Origin of the sequence: Desulfuromonas sp., assembly GCF_002868845.1 — a bacterium.
Taxonomy (GTDB): Bacteria; Desulfobacterota; Desulfuromonadia; order Desulfuromonadales; family BM501; genus BM501.
Genome location: NZ_PKUB01000026.1, coordinates 55,777 through 81,010, shown reverse-complemented (window position 1 = coordinate 81,010; position 25,234 = coordinate 55,777). Strand labels below are relative to the sequence as shown.

General features: G+C 55.1%; 23 protein-coding genes. All 23 read right to left on the bottom strand.

The genetic code is table 11. From position 1 onward, the window contains the following. A partial coding sequence (locus C0617_RS08275) for an inositol monophosphatase family protein (RefSeq protein ID WP_291316546.1) occupies positions 1-293 on the bottom strand: 293 nt, incomplete at its 3' end. 167 nt (positions 294-460) lie between these two features. Then, a complete protein-coding gene (cysN, locus tag C0617_RS08270; protein ID WP_291316545.1) occupies positions 461-2,347 on the bottom strand; it encodes a sulfate adenylyltransferase subunit CysN in 1,887 nt (628 codons plus the stop codon). A 98-nt stretch (positions 2,348-2,445) separates the two neighbouring features. After that, complete coding sequence (locus C0617_RS08265) at positions 2,446-2,787, bottom strand: four helix bundle protein (RefSeq protein WP_291316544.1); 342 nt, start codon at positions 2,785-2,787, stop codon at positions 2,446-2,448. Positions 2,788-2,855: 68 nt separating this feature from the next. Next, complete coding sequence (cysD, locus tag C0617_RS08260) at positions 2,856-3,761, bottom strand: sulfate adenylyltransferase subunit CysD (RefSeq protein ID WP_291316543.1); 906 nt, start codon at positions 3,759-3,761, stop codon at positions 2,856-2,858. A gap of 207 nt (positions 3,762-3,968) precedes the next feature. Continuing rightward, a complete protein-coding gene (gene cysC / locus C0617_RS08255) occupies positions 3,969-4,703 on the bottom strand; it encodes an adenylyl-sulfate kinase (RefSeq protein ID WP_291316542.1) in 735 nt (244 codons plus the stop codon). Between the two features lie 87 nt (positions 4,704-4,790). Continuing rightward, the gene (rfbC, locus tag C0617_RS08250) at positions 4,791-5,336 is read right to left on the bottom strand and encodes a dTDP-4-dehydrorhamnose 3,5-epimerase (RefSeq protein WP_291316541.1); all 546 of its coding nucleotides are present in this window, start codon (positions 5,334-5,336) and stop codon (positions 4,791-4,793) included. Positions 5,337-5,413: 77 nt separating this feature from the next. After that, the gene (gene rfbA, locus C0617_RS08245) at positions 5,414-6,286 is read right to left on the bottom strand and encodes a glucose-1-phosphate thymidylyltransferase RfbA (RefSeq protein WP_291316540.1); all 873 of its coding nucleotides are present in this window, start codon (positions 6,284-6,286) and stop codon (positions 5,414-5,416) included. Positions 6,287-6,420: 134 nt separating this feature from the next. Next, positions 6,421-6,795, bottom strand: coding sequence for a GxxExxY protein (locus tag C0617_RS08240; protein WP_291316539.1), 375 nt, complete (start codon positions 6,793-6,795; stop codon positions 6,421-6,423). Positions 6,796-6,921: 126 nt separating this feature from the next. Then, positions 6,922-7,893, bottom strand: coding sequence for a dTDP-4-dehydrorhamnose reductase (rfbD, locus tag C0617_RS08235; protein ID WP_291316538.1), 972 nt, complete (start codon positions 7,891-7,893; stop codon positions 6,922-6,924). After that, positions 7,890-9,014, bottom strand: a complete 1,125-nt coding sequence (gene rfbB / locus C0617_RS08230) for a dTDP-glucose 4,6-dehydratase (protein WP_291316537.1) — start codon at positions 9,012-9,014, stop codon at positions 7,890-7,892. The genes rfbD and rfbB overlap by 4 nt, the downstream gene beginning before the upstream one ends. 46 nt (positions 9,015-9,060) lie before the next feature. Beyond that, positions 9,061-10,359 carry a sulfotransferase gene (locus C0617_RS08225; protein WP_291316536.1) on the bottom strand — a complete coding sequence of 433 codons (1,299 nt, stop codon included), beginning with the start codon at positions 10,357-10,359 and terminating at the stop codon, positions 9,061-9,063. A gap of 13 nt (positions 10,360-10,372) precedes the next feature. Beyond that, positions 10,373-11,842 carry a glycosyltransferase family 2 protein gene (locus tag C0617_RS08220; protein WP_291316535.1) on the bottom strand — a complete coding sequence of 490 codons (1,470 nt, stop codon included), beginning with the start codon at positions 11,840-11,842 and terminating at the stop codon, positions 10,373-10,375. A 51-nt stretch (positions 11,843-11,893) separates the two neighbouring features. Beyond that, positions 11,894-13,738 (bottom strand): glycosyltransferase family 2 protein, encoded by a 1,845-nt coding sequence (locus tag C0617_RS08215; RefSeq protein ID WP_291316534.1) that lies wholly within the window; start codon positions 13,736-13,738, stop codon positions 11,894-11,896. A gap of 164 nt (positions 13,739-13,902) precedes the next feature. After that, positions 13,903-14,421 carry a GDP-mannose mannosyl hydrolase gene (locus tag C0617_RS08210; RefSeq protein WP_291316533.1) on the bottom strand — a complete coding sequence of 173 codons (519 nt, stop codon included), beginning with the start codon at positions 14,419-14,421 and terminating at the stop codon, positions 13,903-13,905. Continuing rightward, on the bottom strand, positions 14,418-15,392 hold the full coding sequence (locus tag C0617_RS08205) for a GDP-L-fucose synthase (protein WP_298036031.1): 975 nt from the start codon (positions 15,390-15,392) through the stop codon (positions 14,418-14,420). Before C0617_RS08205 ends, C0617_RS08210 begins: the two co-directional genes overlap by 4 nt. 38 nt (positions 15,393-15,430) lie before the next feature. Beyond that, positions 15,431-15,811: a GxxExxY protein gene (locus C0617_RS08200; protein WP_291316531.1), complete on the bottom strand. Its 381-nt coding sequence runs from the start codon at positions 15,809-15,811 to the stop codon at positions 15,431-15,433. 572 nt (positions 15,812-16,383) lie between these two features. Beyond that, on the bottom strand, positions 16,384-17,526 hold the full coding sequence (gmd, locus tag C0617_RS08195) for a GDP-mannose 4,6-dehydratase (RefSeq protein WP_291316530.1): 1,143 nt from the start codon (positions 17,524-17,526) through the stop codon (positions 16,384-16,386). A 135-nt stretch (positions 17,527-17,661) separates the two neighbouring features. Next, positions 17,662-18,348 (bottom strand): sulfotransferase family 2 domain-containing protein, encoded by a 687-nt coding sequence (locus C0617_RS08190; RefSeq protein WP_291316548.1) that lies wholly within the window; start codon positions 18,346-18,348, stop codon positions 17,662-17,664. Positions 18,349-18,423: 75 nt separating this feature from the next. Then, positions 18,424-20,508 carry a hypothetical protein gene (locus C0617_RS08185; protein WP_291316529.1) on the bottom strand — a complete coding sequence of 695 codons (2,085 nt, stop codon included), beginning with the start codon at positions 20,506-20,508 and terminating at the stop codon, positions 18,424-18,426. Positions 20,509-20,691: 183 nt separating this feature from the next. After that, the gene (locus C0617_RS08180) at positions 20,692-21,714 is read right to left on the bottom strand and encodes a glycosyltransferase family 10 (RefSeq protein ID WP_291316528.1); all 1,023 of its coding nucleotides are present in this window, start codon (positions 21,712-21,714) and stop codon (positions 20,692-20,694) included. A gap of 14 nt (positions 21,715-21,728) precedes the next feature. After that, entirely contained in the window at positions 21,729-24,005 is a 2,277-nt protein-coding gene (locus tag C0617_RS08175; RefSeq protein WP_291316527.1) for an exostosin family protein, read from the bottom strand. A 198-nt stretch (positions 24,006-24,203) separates the two neighbouring features. Beyond that, positions 24,204-24,449 (bottom strand): hypothetical protein, encoded by a 246-nt coding sequence (locus C0617_RS08170; RefSeq protein WP_291316526.1) that lies wholly within the window; start codon positions 24,447-24,449, stop codon positions 24,204-24,206. Between the two features lie 279 nt (positions 24,450-24,728). Then, positions 24,729-25,178 (bottom strand): hypothetical protein, encoded by a 450-nt coding sequence (locus tag C0617_RS08165; RefSeq protein ID WP_291316525.1) that lies wholly within the window; start codon positions 25,176-25,178, stop codon positions 24,729-24,731. Positions 25,179-25,234: the final 56 nt, after the last annotated feature.

The following is a 25,234-nucleotide window of genomic DNA, read 5'->3' as shown; positions in this document are numbered from 1 at the left end:
CCGTTGCGCTTGATGAACTCCTTGGTCCCGTCGAGGGGATCGACCAGCCAGAAGCGCTCCCGGTCCTTGCGCTCCTCGTAGGGGATGTCCTTCCCCTCCTCCGAAAGGATCGGGATCTCGGGGAAATGCGCCTGGAGTCCCGCCATGATCGCCTCGTGGGACGCCTTGTCGGCAGCCGTCAGCGGAGACTTGTCGTCCTTGAATTCAACGGCGTGATCGCCGTCGTAGATATCCATGATGGCCGCGCCGGCCTCGCGGGCGATGGCGCAGACCTTCTCAATGTCGATGTTCATACGAATCCTTCGGCTTCGTAGCTTTCAGTTGTCAGTTGCCAGTTCCAGTGGCCAGTTTTGATCTTAAGTTTCTGGGCTTAGGCATTAACCTTTTGGAGTGTGCCGCTGATAGCTGATAGCTGGATACTGATAGCTGATAGCTGGATACTGACAACTGACAGCTGCCCTTACCCCCACAACTCCCGAACAATCTCCTCCGCCAGTTCCTCGGCCGTCTTCTCCCCGGCATCGAGGATGATCTCGGGATTCTCCGGCGCTTCGTAGTCCGAGTCGATCCCGGTGAAGTTCTTCAGCTGGCCGGCGCGGGCCTTCTTGTAGAGCCCCTTGGGGTCGCGCTCCTCGCAGACCTCCAGCGGGGTATTGACGAAGACCTCCACGAACTCTCCCGTCTCCAGCATCTCCCGCGCCATGTCCCGCTCGCTCTTGAAGGGGGAGATGAACGAGACCAGCACGATCAGGCCGGCATCGACGAAAAGTTTGGCGCTCTCGGCGACGCGGCGAATGTTCTCCACCCGGTCGGCGTCGGTGAAGCCGAGATCGCGGTTGAGGCCGTGGCGGATATTGTCGCCGTCGAGGGTATAGGTATGCTTGCCGAGGGAGTGGAGCTTTTTCTCCACCAGGTTGGCGATGGTCGACTTGCCGGCCCCGGAAAGGCCGGTGAACCACAGCACCCGGGGCTTCTGCCCCATCAATTCGGCGCGGGTGTGCTTGTCGATGTCGAGGGACTGCCAGTGGATGTTGGTGGCCCGGCGCAGGGCGAAGTCGATCATGCCGGCGCCGACCGTGGCGTTGCTGAACCGGTCGATCAGGATGAAATTTCCGGTGGCCCGGTTCTCCCGGTAGGGGTCGAAGGAGATCGCCTTGCTGACGCTGATGTTGCAGACCCCGACCTCGTTGAGTTCCAGGGTCTTCCCGGCCTCGCGTTGCAGGGAATTGACGTTGACCTTGTATTTGAGGTCGCTGACCTGGGCGGGGATCGTCGTCGCCCCGGTCTTGATCAGGTAGCTGCGCCCCGGCAGCAGGGCGTCCTCGTGCATCCAGACCAGGTGCGCTTCGAACTGGTCGGCATGGGCCGGCCTCGCCAGGGGGGCGGCGAGCAGATCTCCACGGCTGATATCGATCTCGTCGCTCAAGGTCAGGGTCACCGCCTGGCCCGCGAAGGCCTCCTCCAGGTCGCCGTCCATGGTCACGATCCGCTCGACCCGGCTGGTCTGGCCGGAGGAAGGGACCACGACCTCGTCGCCGGGACGGATGACGCCCGAACCGACCGTGCCGCAGAAACCACGGAAATCGAGGTCCGGCCGGTTGACCCACTGCACCGGCATGCGGAACGGCTTTTCGCAGGCGTCATTGGCCACCTCGACGGTCTCAAGGTAGGCCAAGAGGGTGGGACCGTGATACCAGGGGGTCCGGGCGCTGGGCTCGATGATGTTGTCGCCCTTGAGCGCCGAGATGGGGACACTGGTGATCTTCTCGAAACCGAGATCGGCGGCGAAGGCTTCGTACTCCTCCTTGATGGCCTCGAAGCGCTCGGCGGAATAGTCGACCAAGTCCATCTTGTTGATCGCCAGCACGACGTTGCGGATTCCCACCAGCGACACGAGGTAGCTGTGCCGCTTGGTCTGGGTCAACACCCCTTTGCGGCCATCGATCAGGATAACAGCGACCCCGGCGGTTGACGCCCCGGTGACCATGTTGCGGGTGTACTGCTCGTGGCCGGGGGTATCGGCGACAATGAATTTGCGCTTGTCGGTGGAAAAGAAGCGGTAGGCGACGTCGATGGTGATCCCCTGCTCCCGCTCGGCCTGCAGGCCGTCGAGCAGCAGAGCGTAGTCGATGTCATCCCCCTGGGTGCCGACCCGCTTGCTGTCGGCCTTGAGGGCGGCGAGCTGGTCCTCGAAGACCAGCTTGGAATCCCACAGCAGGCGCCCGATCAGGGTGCTTTTGCCGTCGTCCACGCTGCCGCAGGTGATGAAGCGCAGCATCCCCTTCTCTTCCTGGGCCTTGAGGTAGGCGTGTATATCTTCAGCGATCAATTCAGATTGATGAGCCATTTTGAAATCTCCGATTTCAAAAGCTTTAAGCTGCAAGCTCTAAGCTGTAAGTTTAAATCAATTTATTAAGGCAAAAAAGGCCAGTGGAGAAGGGAGGTTTAATCCCGCAGCTTTTTGACTAGCCCCATGAGCATGGCGCTGATCTCTTTGGTTTCCCTAACCCACTTTCTGCCAACATCCTCTGGTATGTAGCCAATTGTTATTCCAATATATGCCTGGGTTCGTAATTCTGCGCAAGACCCATTGGCTATATGCAAAAACCTGATCTTGTCATTCGCTGTCGGCCGCACCATCCCTTCAGAGATGTTACTGGCAACCGAAAGCGAGGATCTTGTAATTTGGTCCTTAAAACCGAAATCCTTTAGTTCTCGTAGGGTTTGATAAATTTCTACGGAAATCCGGCACGCTCGCTTCCAGACTTCCAACTTCTCAAAATCCATCCGCCCCTACCTTCTCTTCCAGCTTAAAGCTTTCAGCTTCCAGCTGCAAAAGAAGCAGGAAGGTTATTCTAAAAATATCCTTCCTGCTTCTTCTTCTCCATCGATCCCGCCTGATCATGGTCGATCAGTCGGCCCTGCCGCTCGGAAGTGCGGGTCAGGAGCATCTCCTGGATGATCTCCGGCAGGGTGGCGGCGGTCGACTCCACGGCGGCGGTAAGCGGGTAGCACCCCAGGGTCCGGAACCTGACCGATTTCATCTCCACCTTTTCCCCGGGATGAAGCTTCATGCGATCGTCATCGACCATGATCAGCATCCCGTCACGCTCCACCACCGGTCGCTTTTTGGAGTAATAAAGGGGCACGATGGGAATCTCTTCCAGGTAGATGTACTGCCAGATATCGAGTTCGGTCCAGTTGGAGAGGGGGAAGGCGCGGATGCTTTCGCCCTGCTTGACCTTGGCGTTGTAAAGGTTCCACAGCTCGGGGCGCTGACTCTTGGGGTCCCAGCGGTGGTTGGCGGTGCGGAAGGAATAGATGCGCTCCTTGGCGCGGGACTTCTCCTCATCCCGCCGCGCCCCGCCGAACGCCGCGTCGAACTTGTACTTTTCAAGGGCCTGCTTGAGCCCCTCGGTCTTCATCACGTCCGTGTACAGGGCGGAGCCGTGGGTGAAGGGCGACATCCCCTGCTTGGCCCCCTCCTGGTTTGTGTAGATCAAAAGGTCCAAGCCGTGCTCGGCCGCCATGCGGTCGCGAAATTCGATCATCTCGCGGAACTTCCAGGTGGTATCCACGTGCATCAGCGGGAAGGGGGGCTTGGAGGGATAAAAAGCCTTCCGCGCCAGGTGCAGCATGACGGAGGAGTCTTTGCCGATGGAATAGAGCATCACCGGGTTTTCGAACTCGGCGGCCACTTCGCGAATGATGTGAATACTTTCCGCCTCGAGCTGACGGAGATGGGTCATGTCCTGAATCATTGTCATCACTGTCCGGAGAAAAAGTTTTAGGTTTTATGTCTGAGGTTTTAGGTGTTTAAGAACCTGGTTTTCACGGATCAATCCCGAGGTTTCTCGGCATTATCCGTGTTCATCCGTTCGAATTCGCGTCCCAACGGGTTTCAACGTTTCCCCTTGAGGCCTTTATCGCCAGATGGCATTCAGAGGGATTCCGTACGGCTTGGGACACTATTTGCCTTGATTAATCACATTCTTTTTCAGGAAGGATACTATTTTCTGGGCCGCCTCGTCCATGCCTATCTCATCGACCTCGATGACAACCTCGGGCGACCTCGGCTCTTCGTAATCCACGTCCACCCCGTGGAAATCCCGATAGATGCCCTCCCGGGCTTTTTGATAATGCCCCTTGGTGTCGCGCCTCTCGCAGGCCTCCGGGGTCGTCTTCAGGTAGACCTCCACGTAATTCTTCGCCACCCCTCGAACGAATTCCCGGCTCTCCCGGTAGGGCGAAACGAAGGAGGCGACGACGATGACGCCGTTCTTCTCCAGCATGGCGCAGAGGTGTCCCGCCCTCTTGACGTGCTCGTTGACATCTTCGCGGGCAAAGCCGGTCTCCGGGAAGAGGGGCCTCACATCGAGACTGTCCAGCCGCTCCGCCTTGAGCTTGTCCTTGAGCAGTTGCCGGTAGACGCGATCGGCAAGCTCCTTCTTGCCCGAGGCGGGCAGCCCCGTGAACCAGAGGATAAAGGACGGGATCTCCTTCTTCCCATAGCCAATCCGGTGCCACATCCGCTCATGGATGAAATAGAGCCCCATCTTGGCGACGACCTCGAGGAGGCCGACGGTAATGGCGAGAGTCAACTTGCCGGTGAAGATAAGAACGATGACCGCCGTGGTGATCGTCGCCCAGGTGCGCCAGGAAATCGCCTTGAGAATGGAACGTCCCTTGGTTTCGTACTGCATGGTCGTTGGCCTCAGAAAACCCAGAAAAGGAGATGTCTTACCGCTGTCATCAGATTTGATCAGACTCGATCCGTGGCCCAAACATGCCTATTCGAAATACTCGGCGTCCCGGAAATGCGGAGCCGCCCCATCCTTACCGGACAGCAGCGGTTCGCCGACGAAGGGCCACTCAATGGCCAGGTCCGGATCGTTCCAGAGGATCGCTCGCTCATGCTCCGGGGCGTAATAATCGGTCGTCTTGTAGAGAAACTCGGCAAAATCCGAAAGGACCAGAAAACCGTGAGCAAAGCCTTCCGGCACCCAAAGGTGGCGCTTGTTCTCCGCCGACAGATGAATACCGACCCACTTGCCAAAGGTCGAAGAACTTCTCCTGACATCGACGGCCACATCGAAAACTTCGCCGGCGACGACCCGCATATACTTGCCCTGAGGTTGCCGAATCTGGTAGTGCAGGCCCCTCAGAACGCCCTTGGCTGAACGCGAGTGGTTGTCCTGAACGAAACAGGAGTCCAGACCGGTGGCCTCCCGCCAGGCACGCTCGTTGAAGCTTTCAAAGAAAAAACCGCGATCGTCTCCAAACACCTTCGGCTCGACGATCAGCACTTCGGGAATTTCAGTGGGAATAATATTCATAGCTTAAAGTCCGTGACTGGTGACTTTGATAGAGTTTAGAAACTTACAGCTGACAACTGACAGCTTATAGCTGCCCTTTAGACCCCATCCTTCACGACCCTTTCAAGGTATTCCCGGTAGCTCGACTTCGGGGTGTCCTGGATGATCGCCTTCATCTTCTCCTTATCGATGAATCCCATGTACAGGGCGATCTCCTCCAGGCAGGCGATTTTCAGCCACTGCCGAGCCTCCAGGGTGCCGATGAAATGGCTCGCTTCGAGCAGGCTCATGTGGGTCCCGGTGTCGAGCCAGGCGATGCCCCGGCCCAATTTCTCCACCCGCAGATCCCCTGTCGCCAGGTAGGAGAGGTTGAGGTCGGTGATCTCCAACTCCCCCCGGGCCGAGGGCGTGAGTGCCTTGGTCCGCTCCACAACCGTCCCGTCGTAGATGTAGAGTCCGGGGACGGCATAGTGGGATTTCGGGATTTCGGGTTTTTCCTCGATACTCAGGACTTTACCCGACGCGTCGAACTCCACCACGCCGTAACGCTCCGGGTCCTGGACCGGATAGCCGAACACCCGGGCGCCGCCGTCGAATTCCTGGCCAATCCTGTCGAAACGCATTTTCCCGTAGAACAGGTTGTCTCCGAGAATCAGCGCCACCGGGTCGTTGCCGACAAAGTCCTCGCCGACCAGGAACGCCTGGGCAATTCCCTTGGGCTCGGGCTGCACCGCATAGGACAGGCGGATGCCGAACCGGCTTCCGTCGCCAAGCAGGGCCTCGAACCGCGGCGTGTCGTGCGGGGTGGAGATGATCAGGATGTCGTTGATCCCGGCCATCATCAGGGTCGACAGGGGATAGTAGATCATCGGCTTGTCGTAGACCGGCTGCAGCTGCTTGCTCGCCACCAGGGTCAGGGGGTAAAGACGGGTCCCCGCTCCACCGGCGAGAATTATTCCCTTCTTAATCATTTCAGTCTCCTCCTTCTTATGGGACACGGATTACACGGATGCACACGGATAAATCAAAAAAACGGAGGTTGCTAAAGCCTGTGAGATCTATTCCTGATCCGTGTCAATCTGTGTTCGTCCGTGTCCAAAAGCATTTATTTTAGAGAATTGTACAATACTTTGCGTTTTATCTCAGGTGTTGGCCCAAAGTTCAACAAAAGTCCTACCTCAACATCGGTTGCCTTAAGATAATTCAGCAATTGTGCTTCGTGCTCCCGAAGGACATTTTTAACCGCCTTTATCTCCACGATTACTTTGTCCCCAACCAAAATATCAGCAAAATATTGGCCGACAATATTCCCCTCATAAGAAACATTAATCCCCGATTGAGCAACAGCCATAACATCAGATTTTTGCAACTCAAGCATCAAGGCATTTTCGTAAACCTTCTCCAAAAATCCATAACCAAGTGTATTATAAACGTTGTAGAACAAACAAATAATCTGGTCCGTTAGTTCTTTGTGTTTCATAAAGTCATTTATTTCTGGGACACGGATTCACACGGATCCACACGGATAATGCTTGAAATCCTCTGGCTTGATTCAAGATTTCAAAAATCCGTGTTCATCAGATTTGATCCGTGTCCCATTCAAGGCTTATTGCCGGTTTGAAATGTATTTCTTCAAGCTCTCACGCCACTCCGGTATGGCAGCCCCCGTCGCCTGCATATATTTGTTTTTCGAAAAAACAGAGAAAGCGGGCCGCGCCGCCGGCAAGGGATACTCCTCGGTGCGGATCGGCAGGATTCTTTGACAGGCGATCTCCTCGCCGGATTGTTTCAGTTCCTCGACGATCGCCTCGGCAAAGTCGTACCAACTGCAGGAGCCGGCGTTGGAGAAATGGTAGATGCCGTAAGGCGGTGACGGGTGACGGGTAACGAGTGACGACTTTTGCCCTGACTCCTTACTCGTCACTTGCAACTCGTCACCGCCCTTAAAGTCATTCGTCACCGTCTTCAACAAGTTGAAGACTCCTTCCGCCAAATCCTCCGTGTAGGTCGGCGTGCCGACCTGGTCGGCGACGATGCGCAACTCCTCGCGTTCCATCGCCAGGCGGACGATGGTCTCGACGAAGTTCTTGCCGCCGGGCCCATAAAGCCAGCTGGTGCGCAGGATGAAATATTCCTCCAGGCCGCTCTCCAGGATGGCCCTCTCCCCGGCGAGCTTGGAGCGGCCGTAGGCCGACTGGGGGGAAACGGGATCATCCTCCGTATAGGGCTCCATCTTCCGCCCGTCAAAAACGTAGTCGGTCGAGACGTGGAGCAACGCCGCACCAAGCGCCTTCGCCGCCTCGGCCAGGTAGCCCGGCCCGTCCCCGTTGACCCGGGTGGCCGCCTCCTCCTCCGTTTCGCAGCCGTCAACGTTGGTGAAAGCGGCGCAGTTGACGATCAGCTCCGGCTCCAGCGCGGTCATCGCCGCCAGCACCTGCTCCCGGTTTGTCAGGTCGAACTCCGGCAGATCATAGCCGAACACGTCATACTCCGCCGGCGCAATCCTTCGCACCGCCTGGGCGAGCATGCCGTTGGAGCCGATGAGGGCGAGTTTGGCGGGTGACGCGTTACGCGTCACGAGTCCCCCCCTCCATACTGCTTTTCATAATACTCCCGATACGATCCGTCCAGCACCGCAGCCACCCAATCCGAATGCTCCAAATACCACTCGACAGTTTTTCGGATCCCCTCCTCAAAGGTCATCGAAGGCTCCCAGCCCAACTCCTCCTTGATCTTCGTGGCATCGATCGCATAGCGCCGGTCGTGGCCGGCCCGGTCCTTAACGAAGGTGATCAGGGAGCGACGCGGCTCACCGTTTTCGAGAGGAGACGCCTTCTCGTCGAGCAGGTCGCAGAGAGTCTGGACGATCTCGATGTTCTGCTTCTCGTTGTTGCCGCCGATGTTGTAGGTCTCGCCGGCCTTGCCCTTCTCCAAAACGGCCAGGATCGCCTCGCAGTGGTCCACCACGTAGAGCCAGTCGCGCACGTTCCTGCCGTCGCCGTAGACGGGAAGGCTTTTCCCATTGAGGGCGTTGTTCAAAATCAGGGGGATGAGCTTTTCCGGTAACTGGAAGGGACCGTAGTTGTTGGAGCAGTTGGTGATCAGCACCGGCAAGCCGTAGGTATGGAAATAGGCGCTGGCCAGGTGATCCGAAGAGGCCTTGCTTGCCGAATAGGGGGAACGGGGATCGTAGGGGGTGGTCTCCTTGAAGAGACCCGTCTCCCCAAGGGATCCGTAGACCTCGTCGGTGGAGACGTGAAGAAAGCGGTGACGAGTGACGGGTGACGAGTGACCAGTTTTTGAATCATCTTTACTCGTGACTCGTGACTCGTCATCCGTCACTGGCTGCCATGCATTTTTGGCAGCCTCCAACAACGTGAAGGTTCCATTGATATTTGTGCGGATGAACTCCCCCGGTCCGGTGATGCTGCGATCGACGTGCGACTCGGCGGCGAAGTGGATTACCGTGTCAATCTGCTCTTCTTCAAAAAGCCTGGCGACCAGTTCAGCGTCGCAAATATCCCCCTGGACAAAGCGATAGCGAGGGTCGCTCTCAATATCCGAGAGATTGTTGGGGTTACCGGCATAGGTCAACTTGTCCAGGTTGACCACACGGGAGTTGGGACGTTTTTCCAGGGCGAGGCGCACGAAGTTGGACCCGATAAACCCGGACCCGCCGGTGACAAGAAGAGTTTGCATGTTGATTCCTCAAAAGTGATCTGTTTAATAAACTATGGAGAAATTTTCAACGTACACCATACCCTAAAGACAATAAAGTCTCACCCATTATTGAATGCATCAGATCGATCTCTTCCTCGGCGAAAGCATCTCTCCATCCACCCGTTGAGGCCGCGCGATTGAACTTGCCGGGACCCTTTTCCGAAGTTGGAATATTCTTGAAATCGTGCTTGTCAACTCTTTGGGAGACTTCCTTATCTGAAGCGTCAACACCAATAAATTCAAAAATATTTTTCAGCTCTGCGAAGGTGTCGCTTTTCAGCTTCTCATATTTCACAAGCAATCTCAAATCTTCATCGTGATTTTCAAATGCCTTTTTAACAACCTCCGTTTGGAGCCTCCATGACTTGGAGTAATTTGCGATACTGCTCAGCCTTTTTTGTTTCGTGTCCAAGGTTGGCCTTTGGTTCCATGAACCTTTTCTGTGCAGGTCAACGAGGGAATCAACCACATCCCGGCCATCCCTCAGAAGAAAAATCATCTTGGCATTCGGGAGCGCCTCCATGATTATGTCGGCGGCCTGACTACCGTTGGGTTCCTTAAAGACGATCTTTTTTGAAAAATCGCTGCATTGGGCAAAGGCTCTATACAGGATCATCTTGTTCAAGCCAGCCAACCAATATTTTTTATGTTTATTGGAAAAAAAGTAATCCTCCGTTTCAGCAAACTTGTCGTGAACTCTTTGCAGTGTCATTTCACCCGTAAGAGGATCCTTTATGCTTCGGTTTGTTCCAAGCAAATTCCCGAGATACGGTTCCTGCCAATTGGCGATGCCCTTATGGTCTTTGAGAAGCCGCTGCCCGAGCCAGGTCGACCCGGTCCTCGGGGAGCCGAAGATGCCGACAATGTTTTTCTCCAGAAGTTGTTCCCCTGCCCCGTCCAATTCGGGGATGGTGAAAAGAACCCTCGGCGGACGTTTTTTCAAATCGTCAAAAGTCTCAGGCAGGCCCTCGACCTGCCGAAGACAATTCTCCGACAAATCGGGGAGGGCCAATGACAAGTCAGACTTATCAGCCCCTTCGACATTCCCCCGATAGCCCAGCACGGCCTTGTGAGCCATCTCGGGAACGGAGAAGACGAGAGAGTATTTTTTCGATTTTCCACTGAAATCGTCGACCCACTTGATAAATCTCTTTATTTCTTTGCCCGCCTCATCGAGGATGCAAACGCAGAAATAAAAAGAATAAGGACTGCCATTCACCCCTTTTATGCTTAATTTGACAAGGCACTCCTTGCCACCTGAAACTTCAAATCCTGCTGTATTGAAAATATAGTTCTCTTCTTTCGAAACGTTTATTTTTTTCATCAAACAAGACCTTTCAATTCCCCACACGTCTTTGAAGGAAAGTTTTCATATACCAACAGAGCAAAGGCGCGGCCCAGCGAAACAGGGTGTTGGCCATTGCACTGAAACAGAATACCAGTTCAAGATTATTCAGTGTCTCTTTGCGCTTCCAAACCTTGAAATGAATCCGGAACAAACCTGTTGCGGATCTTGTTCTTTGAACAAGTCGCTGCGAAGAGGCGTTCAGCCGGCGAAGCAATGCTGTTTCCGCAAGGGTGTCAATATGTTTCCCATGGGTATGCTTGAAGTGGTAGAGGCCTATGACAAGACACGGTATCGCCTTAAGGCACAACAGAAGTTTCTTAAAGAGTCCTTGGTGTTGTTTTTGAATGTCATAGGCCTCGCGAACATAGTCCTTCGCGACCGAGAAGAGGGACCGACGGCCGAAGTCGGTGTGACCTATGACATTGTTGTCATATTGAACATACTCATAAAGGGGCTCGTCAACATACCGGATGCCGCCATTCCCGGCGGCCATGATGGCCAGCCATTGATCATGAAAAACCTCCCCGTAACGGGGGGGGAAAGGCAGCGCCAGGTCGAGCAGTTCCCGCCTGAAAACCGAGGCCGCTCCCGTGACCGTATTGGCAAGTGTCAGCAGGTCGATGTCCTTCGACTCGTAGTAGTTTTTCCTGTTCCTCCAGTAGGTGTCGCACAACACGTTTCTGTCTTTGTCGACAACCTTCATGTCGCTGTAAACCAGCATGGTCGACGCATCGAATTCCGCAAGACAACTGCTCAGCTTGTGCGGATACCAGATGTCGTCCTGGTCGGCGAGTGCAACGAACTTTGCTTCGGCGGGGGCGAGTTCGAGGCAACGTTCGAAGTTGCCATAAAAGCCCGCGTTCTGATCGTTTTCCACCAGAAAGAACCGGGGGTCGTCTTTGACGGCCTCCTTGATCAAATCCCTGCTGTCTTCCGACGAGTTGTCGTCGCAAATGATGCAGATCCAGTCCTGGTGCTCCTGGCCGATGATGCTGTCTATCTGCCTTTTGAAGTAGGGGCCGTCCGGATTGTAGGTCGCCATGCAAATGGCCAGGAGGTTGTCCTGGTCGATATGCGGCGGAATCTCGAAGGTTCGGACTTCCTTGGCATAGGGACCGATGGAAACGGTTCCGATTTTTTCCTTCAGGGAGGAGCCGTCGGCAAAGGCACACTCCAACATGACGGCATGCTCTTCGGCGGCCTCGACGGGGCCGACAACGACGGGGATGGAGAAACCCGGGAAAAGGGTCTGAAAAGACTTTTCTTTCGCGAAGAAGGAGGTCCTGACGTCGGGGCGGTACAACTCGACATCTTTGGAGGCGAACGTTTTGCCACCGACCCTGATTCGGATATAGCTGATCCTCGATCCGCCGGCAACCCAACCCTCTACCAGGTAACGATTGATATTCTTCGGGGCCAGCTTATCGGGCAAACTGTTTTCGATTTTGAATTGAATCATAGCAAGGTCTTTTTCGGAGTAGCCTTCAAACGCTCTCGTTCCCCTTTTGGGTCAGGCGTTGTGCCGCGCCAGGGCGGCCGGCGTGTAGACGATCTTCATCCCCAGCACTTGACGGACGTAATCGCACAGAATGCGCTCCGGCGAGACGGGGCAATCGCCGTCGGCGGCCAGCCCGCCGCACCGGTCCCAGACCTCCCGCTTGATGTAGACGCAGGAGAAGGGGGCATAGTCCAACTCCACCCGCTCCCCGTCGTGAAACGTCCCGACCCGGGCGACGTTGCGATGGCGAAGCGACAGGCTGACGTCGCAGGGCAAGGCGTCCAGCGTGTCGGGCACATGCATCCCGGCATCGGCATGACCGGCGGGCACTACGATCTGCGGGACCGAAATCGCGACGTCGGGCGATGCATAGACAGCGGCCTGCAGCGCCTCGACCGCTCCCCGTCCCGGAAGAGATCCGGCGCCCAGGAACAGGATATCCGCCCCGGGCCGCGCCAGCGCCGCTCCCTGGTTGGCCGCAGACGGAAAGTCGCAGTCGAGGTCACTGAAAACCAGCCCGACCCCCATCGGCCGCAGGCTCTCGAGGTAGTCCCGCACGGGGGCGGAGGAACCGTTGTCCACGACGATCAACTCCACGTCGGCCCGGGAATAGGTCCCACAGAGATCGTCCACAAGGGCGTGCAGGGGCTCGAGGCCCTCGCGGTTCACGACGACGACCGCCACGGGCCCTGCCAGGGGGGCAGGCGGATCGACGGCGACCGGTTCGGCCAGCCTCTTGGTCATGACCTCGAGCGCCGGGGCAAGGGTCTCGGTCCGGGTGATGGTATTGTCGGCCCGGTCGTGAAAGTAGTTCGATTGCAGCACCGGCACCGACACCATGGGACACGAACGCGAGATGCGCAGGATCAGCTCCCAATCGACAAGCCTCGTCAGGGTCTCGCAGAACCCCCCGCCGGCCCGCTCCAGCGCCGAACTTCGGTGCATAAAGCAATTCAGGTCGATGTAATTGTGGTTGCGCAGGAGCGACTTGTTGTAGCTGCCGAAACGCACCGCGACCGGCTCCGGCTCTTCTGAGCGGCAGATATACTGTCCGCTGTAGGCGGCCTCGATTTCGGGCGATTGCAGGAAGGCGCCGACCATCGCCCCGAGGTAGTCGGGCAGCCAGGTATTGTCCGAATCGAGATAGGCGATCAACGCGCCCTTTGCGAGGGCGATTCCCCGGTTGCGCGCCGCCGAGACGCCCCGGCGCTCCGGGCACCTCTCGACCCGCACCCTCGGGTCGGCGGCATGGGGCAACGCCGCCGAAACCGTTCCGTCCGTGCTGCCGTCATCGACCACGATCAGCTCGAAACGGCCATAGCTCTGTAGCAATACCGACGCAATGGCCTCGGCGATGACCGTCTCGCGGTTGAAGGCCGGCATGACGACCGAAACGAGGGGCGCCTCACTGTCGGGGCAGCTCAGTGCGCGCTCGGCCAGCTGGGCGCCGATCCGGCCCATGACTGCGAAACTGCAGAGGTCATCCTCCGAGAAGGGGGCCTTGACGAGAGGCTGCAGCAGGCTGTGGCGGAGAAATTCCGAAAAATTCCGATAAGGTTTCCTGTCGAAACCGTCCCTCTCCCTCCCTGCCGGGCCGGTCGCCCGCCCCTCGTCCCTGCCGTGGCGCAGGTAATGAAGCAAGGGGTTCATCCCCGCACTGGCCACATCGGGATACCGCCCCCAATACCCGCAGGTGCTGAAGCCCGGTCCCGGGTCGTAGCCGAGGGCCGCGCCGTTTTCCAGGTAGTGCGAAACGGGATCAACCCCGGCCATGGCCGCATCAGGATAGTGGTTCAGATACCAGTCCTCGCGGAACAGGCCGCTCTCGGCAACCTCTGCCCGATCAACGCTGGACACGCCCCTGCCAGCGGTCGTCGATGCGGACTCCGGGGGTTTCTTTCGGAATGGGTTGAAAAGCAACGGGACGAGAACCTCCGCTTTATTGCCGGGACCGCCAGTGCAAAGGTGACAAAGACCGAGGAACCGGCCAATCCCAACTCTTGTATTTTACTCCAACCGGGTCAGGATATCCCACCCCTGCCGGGCGCCGTCCCTGCAGCCCGGGTCACGGCGGGCAGATAGGCGCGGGTGTTGTCGTGAACGGCTGGGTCAACGCTGACTTCATCGACCGGCCACCAGCGGTAGCGCTCATGCTGGGCTCGAGGCAGTCCGTTCAACGACTCTTTGTCCAGCCTCAGATGGTACCCCAGGACAACGTAATGGGTGCTCGGCCCCCCGTCAGGGGCGGCACTGAACACGCTGTCGGCATAGAGGTGTTCATAGACACCCAGGAAGGACGCCTCGCTGCGCCTGCGGCAAAAGCCCAGCTCGTCCTCGGTCAGCCGCTCAAAGGCGCCGTCCAGGGTCTCGTCCTTCAGCACCCTTCCACCCGGCACGAACCAGCATCCCTGTGCCGGGCGGTTGACCCTTCGCCCCAGCAGAATCTCCCCCCCGGGGTTCTGAACCACCAGGTCGATCGATATCAGAGGGGTGCTGGCCACCACCGTGCGAAAGGTGTCCGGGTCGAGAAACACCGTCACGCCCTGAAATCGTGCCGATGGTCCAGGAACCACTGATAGGCATTTCTCAACCCATCCTCAAGGCCGGTCGACGCTTGCCAACCCAGGACTTTGAGGCGGGAAACATCCATCAACTTGCGCGGGGTTCCGTCCGGTTTCGACGTATCGAAGACCAACCGCCCCGAGTAGCCGACAACGCCCTTGACCGTTTCGGCCAGCTCCCTGATGGTGACGTCCACCCCCGTGCCGAGGTTGACAAAATTGGGCTTCGGGTAGCTGCACAGTTCGGCGTCCAGAACGTCATCGGGCAGGGTCAGCACATGCAGGCATCCGTCAGCCATGTCGTCGACGTAGATGAATTCCCGCATCGGCGTTCCGGTGCCCCAGACCACCACCTCCGGCAGCCCCGCCTCCTTCGCCTCATGGAAACGGCGGATGAGCGCCGGCAGGACGTGGGAATTTTCCGGATGGAAATTGTCCCCGGGGCCGTAGAGGTTGGTCGGCATCATCGCCACGAAGCGCGTGCCGTACTGGCGGTTGTACGACTCGCACATCTTCAGCCCGGCGATCTTGGCGATGGCGTACGGCTCGTTGGTCGGCTCGAGCAGGCCGGTGAGCAGGTGCTCCTCCTTCATCGGCTGGGGGGCGAGCTTGGGATAGATGCACGACGAGCCGAGAAAGAGCAGCCGCTTGACCCCGTTCAGGTAGGCCTGGTGGATGACGTTGTTCTGGATCATCAGGTTCAGGTAAATGAACTCGGCAGGGTAGGTGTTGTTGGCATGGATCCCACCGACCTTGGCCGCGGCGAGAATGACGTACTCCGGCTTCTCCTGCTCGAAAAACCCCTGGACCGCCGCGCTGTCGGTCAGGTCGAGCTCGTCGATCTCGGGGGTGACGAGGTTCGTATAGCCGCCTTTCTCCAAACGACGAACGAGGGCAGAACCGACCAGGCCGTTGGAACCGGCGACAAAAATCTTGGAATTTGTATTCATCATATTAACCGCAAAGGCGCAAAGAGCGCAAAGAAGGATTACAGATTGTGGACGATACGCCTGATGCCATCCCGCATCAGCGGGACATTAAAATTCAGGAGAAGTCCGAGCTTAAGCTCGGACATCTTGAGATAAGTCAACATTTGAGCTTCATGGATAGGCTCAATTTTATGCACTGCTTTAAGTTCTATGATCACTACATCTTCAACCACCAAATCAAGGCGATACCCGCAATCGAGAAGAAAGCCCTTGTAGGTCACCGGAAGCGCCCGTTGGCGATCGACGCTTAGCCCCAGAATTTGAAGTTCCCGGAAAAGGCATTCTTCATATGCTGACTCGAGCAACCCTGGCCCAAGAGCCCTGTGAACCTCAATTGCAGCAATAAGAATTTTGTTGGAAATCTGGTCTTCGAACTTCATTCCGGTCACCGCCCGTTCGCCTCGCTCACTCAAGACGCAAAGTTCGCAAAGAAATCATAGGCAAGGCCTTCTGATTTAAGCCAAAAACATGGATTTTCTGTTTATTCCACTGCGTTCTTTGCGCCTTTGCGGTGGCAATAGATACAGATTTACCGCCCGTTCACTTCGTTCACTCAAGGCGCAAAGTTCGCAAGGAGACCACAGGCAACGTCTTCTGGTTTACACCAAAAACATGACCCTTCCGTTTCTCCCTGCGTTCTTTGCGGCTTTGCGGTGACAATGGATACAAATTCACCGCCCGTTCACTTCGTTCACTCAAGGCGCAAAGTTCGCAAGGAGACCACAGGCAACGTCTTCTGGTTTACACCAAAAACATGACCCTCCCGATTCTCCCTTTGCGTTCTTTGCGGCTTTGCGGTGACAATGGATATAAATTCACCGCCCGTTCGCTTCGTTCACTTAAGGCGCAAAGTTCGCAAGGAAACCATAGACAAGGTCTTCTGGTTTACACCAAAAACGTGGACCTTCCGTTTCACCCTTTGCGTTCTTTGCGACTCTGCGGTGAACTGTCCCTATTCATGGTAATCAAAAGTCTGAAAGCCATGAGTCTTGCACAACTCGTCCCGCTGGGCCGCTTCCAAGTCCGACCGGACCATCTCGCTCACCAGCTCCTCGAAAGTGGTCTTGGGCACCCATCCCAATTTTTCCTTGGCCTTGGTCGGGTCCCCGAGGAGGGTTTCGACCTCGGTGGGGCGGAAATAGCGCGGATCGACACGGACGATCACATCCCCCTTGTGCAGGTGGCCCGTGCCGCCCCCTTCGGTCTTCGTCCCGTGGGCGTCCACGCTCTCGACGATGCCGACTTCATCGACCCCTTCGCCTTCCCAACGCATGGTGATGCCGAGCTCCTTGGCGGCCGAATTGACAAAGTCGCGCACCGAGTACTGCACACCGGTGGCGATGACGAAGTCCTCGGGCTGCTCCTGCTGCAGCATCAGCCACTGCATCTCCACGTAGTCGCGGGCGTGGCCCCAGTCACGCAGCGAGTCCATGTTCCCCAGGTAAAGGCAGTCCTGCAGACCGAGAGCGAGTCGCGCCACCGCGCGGGAGATCTTGCGGGTCACGAAGGTCTCGCCGCGGATCGGCGACTCGTGATTGAACAGGATGCCGTTGCAGGCGTAGATCCCGTAGGCCTCGCGGTAGTTGACCGTGATCCAGTAGCCGTAGATCTTGGCCACCGCGTAGGGGGAGCGGGGGTAGAAAGGCGTCGTCTCCTTCTGCGGCACTTCCTGCACCAGCCCGTAGAGCTCGGAGGTGGAGGCCTGGTAGAACCGGGTCTTCTTCTCGAGCCCGAGGATGCGGATGGCCTCGAGGATGCGCAGGGTGCCGATGCCGTCGGCGTTGGCGGTGTACTCGGGGGTATCGAAGGAGACCGCCACGTGGGACATGGCCGCCAGGTTGTAGATCTCGTCGGGCTGCACCTGCTGAACGATGCGGATTAGGTTGGTGGAGTCGGTCAGGTCGCCGTAATGGAGGATCAGGTTGCGGTTCTCCACGTGCGGATCCTGGTAGAGGTGATCGATCCGGTCGGTGTTGAAGAGCGATGCCCGGCGCTTGATGCCGTGGACGACGTATCCCTTCTTCAGCAGGAACTCGGCGAGGTAGGCACCGTCCTGGCCGGTAATTCCGGTAATCAATGCAACTTTGTTAGACATTGTTCAATCCTCCAGATCGAAAAAAGTTATTAAAGAAAAACTATGTCCCTCAAAAACATACGAATCGCGACGAACGGAACTTGCAAAAAAAAGCTACCCCGGCAACATTGGCGCCAACACTTCCAACTTCGGCACCTATTTTTTTGCACCCTCGTACAATTCCAGATCAATTTCATGCTTTTTTTCTAGTTCCAAAAGTATTTCCTTTGGAATATCTTCGACTTTAAAAAGCCTTCCCGCTCCGGCATGTGTCTTTGATGTATTCTGTACTTCAACATTGCCCATGATAAGGTTATGTTTTTCGGCAAAATACTCCTTGAACCCATCGATAGAATTTTCCATCGAGAACACTTTGAATTTTTCCAGTATTTTTTTCGGAGAATCAAAACAATCCGTTTTTAAGTACTCAAACTGATAGTTCCCCGGTTGATACTTTACGAAATTGCCTAAAGGCGTCTTTTTCATTTCCTCATGATGAGGATGTTCGGCATTGTAATATAAATAGTTATACAGACTAACAATTCTTTCAAAGGGGTGACGCACGGAAGTTATTATGTCGACGACCCCTTTTTCAAAAAGGCTTTCCCCAAATCTGTTTTCCATGAAAGAACCTACGGGGAGGTGGCCCACTACTGCAGAAATCTCTCTAAAACTGGACTCCTCAAGCCCCTTGAACCCTTCGACATCGACATCCGCACCAAAATTTGGCCAAACCTTTATACAACCTTGCTGCCCAAAGGCTTTATAAAAAATTTGTTTCAACGTCGTGCCACCGGCCTTTGGGATATGTGAAAAGAAAGTAATCATATGCTTCTCCTCAATTAATACAATGACGAACTATAAATCTATTACGCTCAGGCTATTTTAAAAACTACTCAACATTCCAATGAGCACAAATTAAAGACTACAGGCTTCGAGATCAACACTCAGAAATCCATTGTTTTCGTTACTGTTATCTTTGATTTTGATAGGAGGGTGAGGCCAACGGTTTGCTTTGAAAAATTCAAGCTTTGCATTCTTGGACTTTGGTGTAGATACAGAAATCTTCACGTAATCCCCGGCCATGGCAAGGTCATATATTGGCAGATACTTGCGCTTTCCGTTCAAGGAAAAACCTATGCGGTACTTTGGATTTTTGTCGACACGAAAAACCAAATTGATCGCTTGCTTTTTTGGATCAATCTCGCGGCACTTAACTCCGCCCAGAGTAACGACATCCTCAAATTGAACTTCATTCTGGATCAGGTTCGAACCTTCAAGGAACTCCTTTGCCGAATCCTGATCGATGATGTCATAAGCAATGCCTTTCGAGGGTGAAAAGGCAATGGATTCGTTGACGAATTCGACTGGCATGCCGTCTTTCAAATAGTCGTAATAGGACTTCAGGCCGCTCCCGCTAGCCATCTCAACCACTTCACCACCCGGAGAACTCACATCGTAGAGCCTCCACATAATTCTCGGCCCACTGGCCAATTTCGAACTGGTGGTGCTCAGCAACAACTTCACCCTCTCCAAGCCGGCCTTCTTGTCTTTCGCGAAGACAAAAAGCGGTTTATCGGGATCGATGCCTCGCATCCTTTTGCTCCAACTGAATTTGGAGAAAAGATCCGCGGGAAATTGATCCTTCCCAATCATCCCCCGTAGGTCCTCGCGGTTAAATATCCAGATAAAAATACCCGAATTGGAGACCGTCAATCCCTGATTGAAGGCGGAGAACCCTCCCAACGTCACGATCTGGGAGTTGGGCGGAAAGGAATACTGGCCGAGATTGGACCTGAGAAGATGGATGTCCTTTTCGTACTTGGTGTATGCGTGGCTCGTTTTGACGTATCTATACCCCCCCGTGAAACAGATCAACAAGACGGCTAGAACCCAATAGACAGGCTTGTGCTTAAGGAAAAAGGTGAAGGGGTATAAAATGGCTCCGGCGACAAAAAGGGTGCCGGTCAGCATCAGAAGGGAAACACCAAAATTGGCGACATAGGAATAGGTGTCAATCCTGAAATCGGGAGACACCGTCAGATAAACAGCAATGTTTGACACGACCCACAAAGCAGGCCAAAGAGCGACAAGAACGCCATAATACAGGTTGTTTACGTTTTTGAAATGATCCGGCTTTTCGACAAACCTCCTGTGAAAAAACAAAAGGACCAGCACGCCGACCAGCATCAGAGATGGCACAACGATTTCAACATATGGAAATGTTTTAGGCAGAGGAGTACAGACCTCGAAAAACCGATGCAGCCTTTTGACAAAAACCGCCTTTTCAAAAGCGACCGGTGCCTTCGAGCCAAGGTGGGCCTGTTTATAAACTTGCCATGCCCCGAAGGAGACGAAAAAACCGAGGCATACAGATAGATAATACTTATTTGCCCTCACAAAGAAGAGGCAAAACAGGAGAACATTTGGAATGAGGAAAATTCCTGCTGACGAAAAGTTAAGGCCAGCCACAAACAGCAATAAGGACAAAAGAGACAAGAAGACAAATTTCACCTTCTCAGCGAAAATGGCATATCTCAACAATATCAGACAGGACAGGGTCGGGATCAAGCTCCAAACGGCATAAGTATTGTTGAGCCCAATCGGTATACCTATAAGACTCGGAAGAATGTTTGGCACAACGGCAGAGGCAAAAGAGACTGATTTTCGAATGCCAAATATTTTGTTGTAAATGATATAGAATAGAACAGATGAGAGAGCTAAAATGCAGACATATATTATTCTCGCGAATGGCACCCCGAGATAAAACAAAGAAAACGAATAGAAATAATCCTTCAGAGGGACCAGAAATGCGGTCTTTGCTCTCCAATCCTGGTAAATCGAGTCGGTCGCCGCACGGTAAATCCATGTCTGGTCATCATGCCAAAGCAGGTCCACAAAGGGAATGTGCGCGTTAAAAACAACAACCGAGAAAAACACGGAGAAAAGCAAGAGCGTTTCGCTCTTGCTTGAATTTTCCTTAATTTTTCCAGACGAACACATCGTTTATTCCTTCAGCCTCTTGATTGTAACCGAATTTCTATATTTTGCTAAAAACGACCTTTGTTTGAAAAAAATCGCCCATTGTGGGGTATTGAGCCACACAGATCGAATTACCGCGGCAGACAGAGGCCACATCCCCGTCTAGGGTCTTTGCCCCCAAAGGGGAAAAGCCCGAACCGGAACCTAATCGATGACCTCAAATTCGGCTACGATCTCCCCAACAATTCGCCGGCGCTCCCTTGCCAAATTCATCGAATTCGAAAACACCCCATGGAGCATAAACTGCGCCTCCAGATACCGATCCAGGAACTCCTTGTCGGGACGGAACCCCTTTAGCCTTTCGATAGCCGCATCGGGGTTCAGGCCATAGAGGTTGACAAACGACCCCGGCGGAACGAGGCGCATAACGCCGTGATCTGCGCTGGCAAAATAGAGAGGTACGCCTTGAACGGCAAAAGCGTCGAAAATCTTCTCCGACACGTAATTCCACTGATGAGTGTTCTCAAGCCCCGAAGCGAAAAAGACTCCCCGATCCAAGGCCGCCAGCTTATCCAGATGCCAATCGGGCAACTGCTGGCGACGGACCGTTTCGCCCCACCCCTGTCCGACCCGGGCGACCCCTGCACCCGCCATCCCTTTCGCCACAAGCGTTCGGTAGCGGCTCAGTCCCCAGACATCGAGGGAAGAGAAATGGACGTCATACTGGGGGTTGTCGCGGTTCTCCGCGTAAAAGGCCGCCCTCAGGGAAGCCTTCCCCCACAGGGCAGTCAAGTCCGACCCTTTCAAATTTCGATTTCTGGAAAAAAGGTAGGAATACCTCGCGAAATAATCATCGGATGTTGTCACGAAGTACGGTATTGATTCGTAATCATATATCGAGGTCGTAAAATGATTGAGCACTACGACGGGATGCTCACGATCACCGAGCAATACTTTTGATTTTTTCGACAGGAACTCTCCGCCCCACACCGTATCCCACAACGGCTCTTCAGACAAAATAACCAATCGCATATCGGGGCGCTTTGAAAGAAGATCGTTGACCTCTTCCATATTTTCGAGCATATCGAGCTTAAAGCTGAAGACGAGAAAATCGGCGTCTTCCGGTTTTGGCGTATATTCGAAATATCTTTGGGCTATTTTTTTATACTCAGGATAGGAGAGCGGCGTGCGATGGGCGCGCTTCCCCATAATATGGATTTTTTTCATGCTTTCCCTCGAAATCATTTCAATTCAACGTCTCTGACCTGAAGCACTCTCTCCAAGTTTTCGACATGTTTGATGTCGCAAGAAGCGAGGGCATGCCTGTAGGCCCTTCGCAGCTCCTTGCTTTGATTGTATTGTTGCACGAATTCACTGCTATTGATCATCAGGCGCGTGCAGCATCCCAGGACAAAAGTCCTCAGCAGCGGTGCATCACCCGCACCCTTATCAAGGACCGCTTGCGCCATGCGAATAAGGTAGTCGTGTGAGGGGGATTGCCGTGACACAGTACGGTCGGCGGCGTCTCCCGACAGAGATATGAACAGTTTCTGGATGTCATAAACAAAGTGGTCCGGGCCATACAACATCCAAAGCTGCCGCAGGGCTTTTCGCTTCCTCTCGAGGAGAGCCTCGTCGCGAGAAAGGGCCTCAAGCCGGTCGGGAAGGGCCAGAATATCCTCCAGCTTCTCCGCGCAAGACACCGTGGCCTCCTCCCACAGAGCCTGGTCCCCCGGAGGGAGGTAGGTGTCTGCGAGGACGACGGGAATCACCCCGGAACCGAAAGACTCCCAAAGCCTGATGGAGTTGGGCCCCGAGCCTGAAGGGCAGAGCGAAAACAGGCTGAGGGCCATCGCATTTTTGAACTGCTGCGAAGCGTCATTGTCGATCAGGTCTTTATCGTCAGCACCCGACCTTTTGAAAATCTGGTGCTGATAGACAACGCCCTCATAATGCCATTTCTCTCTTCCAACGACCAGCCCTCTTTCATCCTGACCAAGGTGTTCAAGTATCAGTTCTCTGGAATTGGTCAGATACCAATCGTTCGCCTTCGCGCCGATGAAGGAGAAAAGGTACTTTTTCTGACTCGGATCGATTTGCGAACCACTGTCGAGAGCCTGCACCGGGAAAAGTGGAAAGGGATGAATCCTGACGTCACTATTCTTGCTTAGAGACTCCTGTCCCTTTACAGCATGGGTCCAAAATATATCCGTGACGCCCAAGTCGATAAAGAGGTCCTGAAAGTCGAGCATCAAAATGTGCTGGCACACGGTCACCACTCTTTTAAACTTCTTCAACTCCGAGCGAAATCCGTAAAGAGTGTCCTTCAAAACTTCCGCGTCGGCGGTCCCATTCGCCAACCGGTCTATCAGGGTCGCCCAGGGAAAGCCGAAATAGACGACGCCGGGCACTTCCGGCAGCAATTCAACCGCCTTGGTGTAGGCCTGCTTCTCCGTTATCGCCGGAAACTGCCAATCGGCATCGTAACCGACAACGGCCGCTTCTGAGTCTTGCGCAGAAGGCGGCCCACTGGAAGCAACTGCCTTATCCGGGGTCTTGGCGCTCTCCTTGGCCGGGGTCTTTGCACTCTGTTTTTCCTCGACGGGCTCGGAGGACTCCTCGTCTTCACCGAACACCCTTTTCACCCAGTACTTCACCTCATAATCGATGGGCCATTGGGCGATGGAGACGGCCTTTGACGCCCAGTGGGTTTGAAGTACCAGCTGCTCCCCCCGGCCGGCATGGCTTAACACCCTCAGGGCCTCCACCCGCTCCTTCACGCTGACAGTCGAATTGATTTCTTCATCGTATTGGTCGCGGCAGGACTGGGAGATTTGTCCCTCCCTTTTAAAGAACTCCCCGAGGGGGAACTGGGTCTGGTAGATGCGGTAGCTTTGCGCAAACGAGCGCCACAGGTTCCAGTCCCCGGCGTACTTGTAGCGACTGAAATCCTCGTAACTGTCGATGGCTTCCCACAAGCTGTTGCGGAAAAAGGTCCCTTCCTGCTGAACAAAGTTCCAGTGTTTTCCGTCACACAGCCCATTCTTTATGGCATCTTGGCAGAAAGGGCGGGGCCCCGTATAAACCCTGACATTGTCGTTGGAGATTGCAGAGGCACCCGTCACCCAGCGCACCTCCTCTGGGTTCAGGTGAGCATCAATGGCCCTGAGAAAGGCAAAAGACCCCGGCAGGAGAAGATCGTCCGAATTGATCCAGGCCATCCAATCATGAGGCCCCATGCGAAACGTCTTGAATCCTCTCACTATTGCGTCGTACATCCCCGAATCGGGCTCTGTCGCATAGGAGAAGAACACCCCCTTGCTCGCCAAGGGGAAAAGGCCGTTATTGACCCTTTCTTCCCAGGCCTTAAGCAAATCGACCGTTCCGTCCGTAGATCCCCCGTCCTGCACATGGTAGTGGACGGTAAAATCACCGGCCTGAAACAGGACACTGGTGATGGTCGCGTCGATAGTCTCGCTGGAATTAAATGACGGTGTAGTTATGAATATTTTTGACATATCGCCTCGCCAATAACAGTTCAGAGCAAAAGGAAGATGCCCTGTCGATGAAATCTCACCAAACACTAAGGGGGGGCAGGCAAACGAGGCAACTTTTCCGCGAACGAACAGGCCTCGTTGCCCAGGCGCCTAGCAGTCCCGTCCCCTCCGGCAATCACCCGGGCCCGAGACCAGGCCTGCATACCAGCACCGAACCGGCTACGCATCGCGACCGCCGGATTCATATCCCAAACGGGACAGCAACTCGACCGAAACCGAAGAGCTGTTCACCTCGGCGAGGAAATCCTCATTGACCTCCCTCCTGGGGCGGGCCTCAATCGTCATCCCCGTCCTGCCGCTGTCCCCTGAAAACCTGAAGACGTCGAAAGTATCCAGGAAGGATTCGGAATAACTCAACTCGAGGCTCTGGCACAGTTCGGCCACGATGGCCGAGGTATCGTTCACGAAATCTTCATATCGAAAGACGGGTACCTCTTCATGCGCATCGAGGAAAGCGTGATAGCGCCGACAATACTCCTCGAATTTTCTGGGGCAATTGGGCCATCCATGACTCTCCAGCGACAAAAAGCTGTCGATCGGATGCCGAACGGTCACAACGGAGAGCACAGGGAAACGGCTTTTGACCATAGAGAGGAGACTTGGCCTCTGGGCGATTTCATCTCCCGCGAGAAAGTGGCTGTGGGAATGGTCCCGCAGGAGGAGCCTCCGTCCTGCCCTTCCGTACTAATCGCGCAACAGGTCCAGATTCTTCAGAAAGAGCTTCACCAGAAGCCCCTCGGGCACCTTTCGATCCCCCTGCCTCAGCAGAGAAACAATATCGGTCGGTGTAAAGGGCGGCTTGTCCGGATTGAACGTCCCCCCCTTGGGCGTCATGGTGCTCAGCGGGTCGATTTCGTTGAGCACCAGAACATTCGGCATCGCGGCCAGGCACTTCGTGATCAGGGTCCCACCCGTGCAGGAAAGGTGGTGGATCGTCCGAATGGGCCCGGCATCCCAAGGCACGCGCTGCCGGCAGAGTCCAATGCACTCTTCAAACAAGCTTGGCCGAACGGTTTCTACCGATGCGGCCTGTCCGCTGCCGGCCCCATTCGCATCGAGCAATCGATATGCGCCGTCGAGAGTATCGGCAAGGTGCTTTAACTCAAGCAGCAGGTTTGGATTCATCTCACCCATCAACTCATTCTCTTCTCTGCCCGCGCCACGCCGGCTCGGAGCGCGACCCTTCCGGG

Coding starts and splice junctions, on each gene's coding strand:
- C0617_RS08225 (WP_291316536.1), bottom strand. CDS start 10,359: ATGAAAAAAATAAACGTTTCGAAAGAAGAGAACTATATTTTCAATACA.
- rfbB (WP_291316537.1), bottom strand. CDS start 9,014: ATGCAAACTCTTCTTGTCACCGGCGGGTCCGGGTTTATCGGGTCCAAC.
- C0617_RS08220 (WP_291316535.1), bottom strand. CDS start 11,842: ATGATTCAATTCAAAATCGAAAACAGTTTGCCCGATAAGCTGGCCCCG.
- rfbC (WP_291316541.1), bottom strand. CDS start 5,336: ATGAATATTATTCCCACTGAAATTCCCGAAGTGCTGATCGTCGAGCCG.
- C0617_RS08175 (WP_291316527.1), bottom strand. CDS start 24,005: ATGTCAAAAATATTCATAACTACACCGTCATTTAATTCCAGCGAGACT.
- C0617_RS08205 (WP_298036031.1), bottom strand. CDS start 15,392: ATGAATACAAATTCCAAGATTTTTGTCGCCGGTTCCAACGGCCTGGTC.
- C0617_RS08200 (WP_291316531.1), bottom strand. CDS start 15,811: ATGAAGTTCGAAGACCAGATTTCCAACAAAATTCTTATTGCTGCAATT.
- gmd (WP_291316530.1), bottom strand. CDS start 17,526: ATGTCTAACAAAGTTGCATTGATTACCGGAATTACCGGCCAGGACGGT.
- rfbA (WP_291316540.1), bottom strand. CDS start 6,286: ATGATTAAGAAGGGAATAATTCTCGCCGGTGGAGCGGGGACCCGTCTT.
- cysC (WP_291316542.1), bottom strand. CDS start 4,703: ATGCAGTACGAAACCAAGGGACGTTCCATTCTCAAGGCGATTTCCTGG.
- cysD (WP_291316543.1), bottom strand. CDS start 3,761: ATGATTCAGGACATGACCCATCTCCGTCAGCTCGAGGCGGAAAGTATT.
- C0617_RS08180 (WP_291316528.1), bottom strand. CDS start 21,714: ATGAAAAAAATCCATATTATGGGGAAGCGCGCCCATCGCACGCCGCTC.
- C0617_RS08240 (WP_291316539.1), bottom strand. CDS start 6,795: ATGAAACACAAAGAACTAACGGACCAGATTATTTGTTTGTTCTACAAC.
- C0617_RS08265 (WP_291316544.1), bottom strand. CDS start 2,787: ATGGATTTTGAGAAGTTGGAAGTCTGGAAGCGAGCGTGCCGGATTTCC.
- cysN (WP_291316545.1), bottom strand. CDS start 2,347: ATGGCTCATCAATCTGAATTGATCGCTGAAGATATACACGCCTACCTC.
- C0617_RS08185 (WP_291316529.1), bottom strand. CDS start 20,508: ATGTGTTCGTCTGGAAAAATTAAGGAAAATTCAAGCAAGAGCGAAACG.
- C0617_RS08165 (WP_291316525.1), bottom strand. CDS start 25,178: ATGGGTGAGATGAATCCAAACCTGCTGCTTGAGTTAAAGCACCTTGCC.